The 5,082-nt window shown below is 67.6% G+C and carries 3 protein-coding genes; all 3 read right to left on the reverse strand.

All coding sequences use genetic code 11. From position 1 onward, the window contains the following. The coding region (locus K8640_RS42225; RefSeq protein WP_223752256.1) for a family 2B encapsulin nanocompartment shell protein at positions 1-1,396 on the reverse strand (1,396 nt) is incomplete at its 3' end. A 40-nt stretch (positions 1,397-1,436) separates the two neighbouring features. After that, positions 1,437-2,834 carry a family 2B encapsulin nanocompartment shell protein gene (locus K8640_RS42230; protein WP_223752257.1) on the reverse strand — a complete coding sequence of 466 codons (1,398 nt, stop codon included), beginning with the start codon at positions 2,832-2,834 and terminating at the stop codon, positions 1,437-1,439. Positions 2,835-2,894: 60 nt separating this feature from the next. After that, positions 2,895-5,082, reverse strand: a 2,188-nt coding sequence (locus tag K8640_RS42235) for a terpene synthase family protein (RefSeq protein ID WP_370640454.1), incomplete at its 5' end; no start/stop codon positions are given.

Genomic DNA, 5,082 nt, shown 5'->3' on the forward strand with positions numbered 1-5,082 from the left:
CGCCGAGCGCCACGTTCTCCAGCACGCCCAGCGCGTCGGGGACGAGCACGGCGGCGGAGTAGTAGGTGCTCACCAGGTACTGGGTGAGGGCCTGGTCGTTGATGGCCATGCGCTTGACGGTGAGGCTCGCCTCCACTTCATCCGGGATGCCCGCGTTGTGCAGGCCCACCACGCCCTGATCCTCCTGGCCGGTGCGCATGGCGATGATGGACGTCGTGTTCTCCCGGCTGATGGGCAGCTTGTCGCACGGGAGGATGGGCACCCCGCGCCACGCCTGGAACTTCGCCCCGCCCACGTCCACCACCGTCGGGTACAGGCCGCGCCGGGTGCACTCCCGGCCGAACGCCGCGATGGCGCGCGGGTGCGCCAGGAAGTAGCGCGTCTTGCGACGGCGCGTCACCAGCTCGTCCATGTCGTCCGGCGTCGGCGGCCCCGAGCGCGTGTTGAGGCGCTGCTTGAGGTCCGCGTTGTGCAACAGGCCGAACTCCGGGTTGTTGATGAGCTCCCACTCCTTGCGCTCCTTCAGCGCCTCGATGGTCAGCCGCAGCTGCTCCTGCGTCTGGTTCATCGGGTCGTTGAAGATGTCCGACACGCGGGTATGCACGCGAAGGATGGTCTGCGCCACGCTCAGCTCGTACTCGCGCGGCTTGAGCTCGTAGTCCACGAAGCCGCCCTGCAGCACGGGCTCGCCGTGGTGGCCGGCCGACATCGGGATGGCCGCCTGGCCCGCCTTGTCCTGCGGCTTCTTGAGCCTCGCCTTGTAGCCGTCCACGTGCGCCTTGAGCGCCGGGGACTGGACGATGAGCGCCTCGAACACGTCCTGCGGCAGCGCCATCACCGTGCAGGCCGTGAGCGCCTTGACGGTGAAGGGCCACACGTCGTTGGACTCCACCACCGCCTGGTCGCCGAAGTGGTCGCCGTCCGCCAGCGTGTCCAGCACCAGCGGGTCGCCGTACTTGCCCTTCGAGAGCTTCTGCGCCTTGCCGTGCGCGATGAGGAACACCTGGTGCGCGGACGTGCCCGCCTCCACGATGACGTCCCCGGCCTTGTACTGCTGCTGGGTGAAGCGTCCCGCCAGCGTGCGGATGAGCAGGTCGTCCGCGTCCTGGAAGCCCCGCATCAGCGGCAGCTTCAGCAGCTCCTGCGGAATCACCTCCACCTTGACGCCGATGTTGCTGAAGTTCAGCCGGTCGTCGCCCGCCGCGTACGTCAGCCGCCGGTTGACGCGGTACGTGCCGCCCGACACCTGCACCCACGGCAGGATGCTCAAGAGGTAGCGGGGCGAAATGCCCTGCATCACCGGCTGCGTCTTCGTCGTCGTCGCCAGCTGCCGCGCGCCGGCCGTGCTCAGGCTGGTGCCCTCGTGGGCCGCCAGCTCTCTGTCTGGATTCGCCATGAAGTGGTCTCCTTGATTCGGATACGAAGTCAGGCGACGACTACGAGCGCCCCAGCTCCACGCTCTCCAGGATGCCCAGCGCGTCCGGCGTCAGCACCGCCGCCGAGAAGTACGCCGTCACCAGGTAGTTCATGATGGCCTTCTCGTTGATGCCCATGAAGCGCACGTTGAGGCTGGGCTCGATTTCGTCGGGGATTCCCGCCTGGTGCAGGCCGACGACGCCCTGGTTCTTCTCCCCCGCTCGCATCAGCATGATGGAGGTGGTGCGCGTCTCGGAGATGGGCAGCTTGTTGCAGGAAACAATCGGCACGCCGCGCCACGCGGGCACGTGGTTGCCGTTCATCTCCACGCTGGTGGGGTAGATGCCCCGCTTGTTGCACTCCTGGCCGAAGGCGGCGATGGCGCGCGGGTGCGCCAGGAAGAACGACGGCTCCTTCCACACCGTCGCGAGCAGCTCGTCCATGTCGTCCGGCGTCGGCGCGCCCGAGCGGGTGTGGATGCGCTGCTTGAGGTCCGCGTTGTGCAAGAGGCCGAACTCACGGTTGTTGATGAGCTCGTGCTCCTTGCGCTCCTTGAGCGCCTCCACCGTCAGGCGCAGCTGCTGCTGCGTCTGGTTCATCGGGTCGTTGAAGAGGTCCGCCACGCGGGTGTGAATCTGGAGCACCGTCTGGGCGACGGACAGCTCGTACTCGCGGGGGCTCGTCTCGTAGTCCACGAAGGTGCCGGGGAGCACCGGCTCGCCGTGGTGGCCCGCCGCCAGCTCAATCGCCTTCTGGCCCGAGTGGTCCTGCTTCTTCTTGGAGCGCGCCTTGAACTTCTCGAGGTGCTTCTGCAGCGACGGCACCTGCGCCACCACCGTCTCGAAGGCGGACTGCTGGAGCACCAGCGCAATCACGGGCGTGACGGCCTTGGCGGTGAACTGCCAGTAGTCCTGCGACTCCAGCAGCGCCTGGTAGCTGTAGTGGTCTCCGTCCGCCAGCGTCTCCAGCACCACCGGCTCCCCGTACTTGCCGGTGCCGATGCGGTTCACCTTGCCGTGCGCGATGAGGACGATGGAGTCGGCCTCCTTGCCCGCCTCGGTGATGACCTCGCCCGCCTTGAACTCCTTCTGCTCGAAGCGGTTGGCCAGCGCGGTGAGCGCGTCCACGTCCTCGTACCCGCGCAAGAGAGGCAGCTCGCCCAGCTCCTGCGGAATCACCGCCACCTTGGCGCCCGTGCTGGTGAAGGTGACGCGGCCGTCGCCCACCGCGTACGTCATGCGGCGGTTGACGCGGTACGTGCCGCCGGACACCTGCACCCACGGCAGCAGCTTGAGCAGCCACCGCGAGGAGATGCCCTGCATCTGCGGCTCGGACTTGGTCGTCGTCGCCAGCTGCCGAGCCGCCTGCGTGCCCAGGCTCTGGTTGTTGTCGTCGAACTTCTTCGAATCATTGGACATGGGTCACCCTTCTTCGGAGTTGAAGACTCGAAATCACTTCGGAATGTGTCTGGGGACTTCTCAGGGGCGCGTGGCGCGAAGCAGCTCGGAGAGGCGCATCGCCGACATGCCCAGCGGGGCGGGCTTGCCCGTCTTGAGCTTCGGCGCCGCGTCGTGGATGAGCTCCACCTCGGTGTAGCGCGTCACGCCCGCGTGCCACCGGGGGATGCCCGCCATCCACTGCTGCAACTGCTCCACGTACTTGTGCAGCTTGCCTTGCGCCTTCTCGTCCAGCTCGAAGGTGCGGATGACGGCGGGCAGCTCCTTGGCCACCAGGTGCTCGAACTGCTTCATGCGCGCGGTCATCATCTGGTTGACCACCTGCACCGCCGCGTCCTTGTCCACGCCCAGGAACTTCTGCACGACGAGCACGCAGTTGTTCAGCTCGCCCTCGAACTGGATTTCCTTCTGGTAGGAGTACAGGTCGTTGACGAAGCAGGCGTAGTCCGCGGCGGAGTTCTCCAGCGCCCGCAACGTGCGGGTATTGAAGACGTCCTCCGGCACCGCGTCGCCGTGGGACAGGCGCGCCAGCGACATGGTGAGGTCCGAGCCGAACGTCTTGCGGCGCATCTCCACGTAGTCCACCGGGTCCGGCACGCGGTTGAGCAGCTGGTTGTTCAGCTCCCACACCCAGCTGTCCGTCATGTCCTGGATGGCCTTGCGGAAGAGCTTTCGGCCGCGCGGCGTCAGCGGGCCCGCCGTGCGCTTCCACAGGTCCGCCAGGCTCAGCTCCACCGGGTTGAGGGGCACCGCGGCGCTGGCCGTCTCCACGTCGTCCGGCATGAACTGCCCCAGCCGCGCGGTGAAGGCCTTGGCGCCCGCCATGTCCCGGGTGTTCGCGTAGAGCAGGGGGAAGTAGTCGTCCGCGTACGTCCCCCACACCAGCCAGCACGCCGTCAGCTCCAACTGCTCGGGCGTCGCGTCCGGGTGGATGAGCGCGCCGCAGAGGGCCACGTCCGCCGCGTCGAACTTGTGGTCATCCCAGACGTAGAAGCCCACGCCGGGCACGACTTCGAGCAGGCCCATCTTCCGCGCCCAGGCCTTGGAGGCCCTCCGCGCGTGGTCCAGGTGGGGACTGAGGTACGTGCTGTACGGCATGTAGAACTTCGGCAACGTCGTGGGGCCCACGTGCTGGCGCGGCGTGTGGCTCAGCGAGCGGGCGCGAGGCCCCATCCCCAGCGCGCCCGCCGTCAGCGGCAGCCGGAGCGCGGAGGTGCCCAGTCCCGCGGGCACCGGAATGGACAGCGCCGGGCGCTCCTGGGCGTGCTGGTTCATGTAGCGGTTGGAGCGCATGTGCCACTCGTGGCCGCCGGACTGCCAGTCCTGAAGGCCCCGCAGGTAGGTGAGCACCTGCGCCTGCTCCACCGGGTTGAGTCCGTACTCCGCGAAGAGCCACGGCAGCTCCGTGGCGAACGTCGTCTCGAACTGCTGCAGCCGCGACGTCAGCAAGTCGTTGACCAGGTCCGCGGCGCGCTGCGTGTCGCAGTCGAGGAACTTCTCCACCACCAGCACGCCGTTGGAGAGCTCCCCCTCCTCCAGGATTTCACGCTCGTAGGAGAACAAGTCGTTGCGCAGGTGCACCGCGTCCGAGAAGGTGTCCTTGAAGACGCGCATCGGCCGGCTCTTCACCACCCGGTCCGGAATCTCCGCCGCGACGGCCACCTCCACCAGGTCCGACGACCACGGCGCGCCGCCCACCTTGCGGCGCATCTCGATGTACTCGATGGGGTTGGAGACGCGCGCCTCGCTGATGTTCTCGATTTCCCACATCGACTCATCGAGCAGGTGCTTGGTGTTCTCGAAGAAGCGGCGGCGCCAGTCCATGGACATGGCGGGCACCGTGCGCTGCCACAAGTCCCACAGGCCGCGCTCCACCGGGTTGACGGGCTCCGGCGGCGTCTGGCTCATGTCCAGCGGCATGAACAGCGGCAGCCGGTCCAGGTAGGCCTGGCCGCCCTTCACGTCGCGCGAGTACTTGAAGACCTCCAGGAAGTGGTCGTCGAAGTAGAAGACCCAGACGTACCAGTCCGTGACCAGGTCCAGCACCGGCCCCGGCGCCTCGGGGTGCGTGTACGCGCAGAGCAGCGCGTAGTCCATGCCGTCGAACCGGCGCTCGGACCAGACCTCCCGGTCCGTCCCGTCCCTCGGCGGCCCCAGGATGCCCATCTGGTAGGACCACGCCTTGGTGTGCACGCGGGCGGCTTCCAGG

The sequence above is a fragment of the Myxococcus sp. XM-1-1-1 genome (assembly GCF_020037095.1).
GTDB classification, from domain to species: Bacteria; Myxococcota; Myxococcia; order Myxococcales; family Myxococcaceae; genus Myxococcus; species Myxococcus fulvus.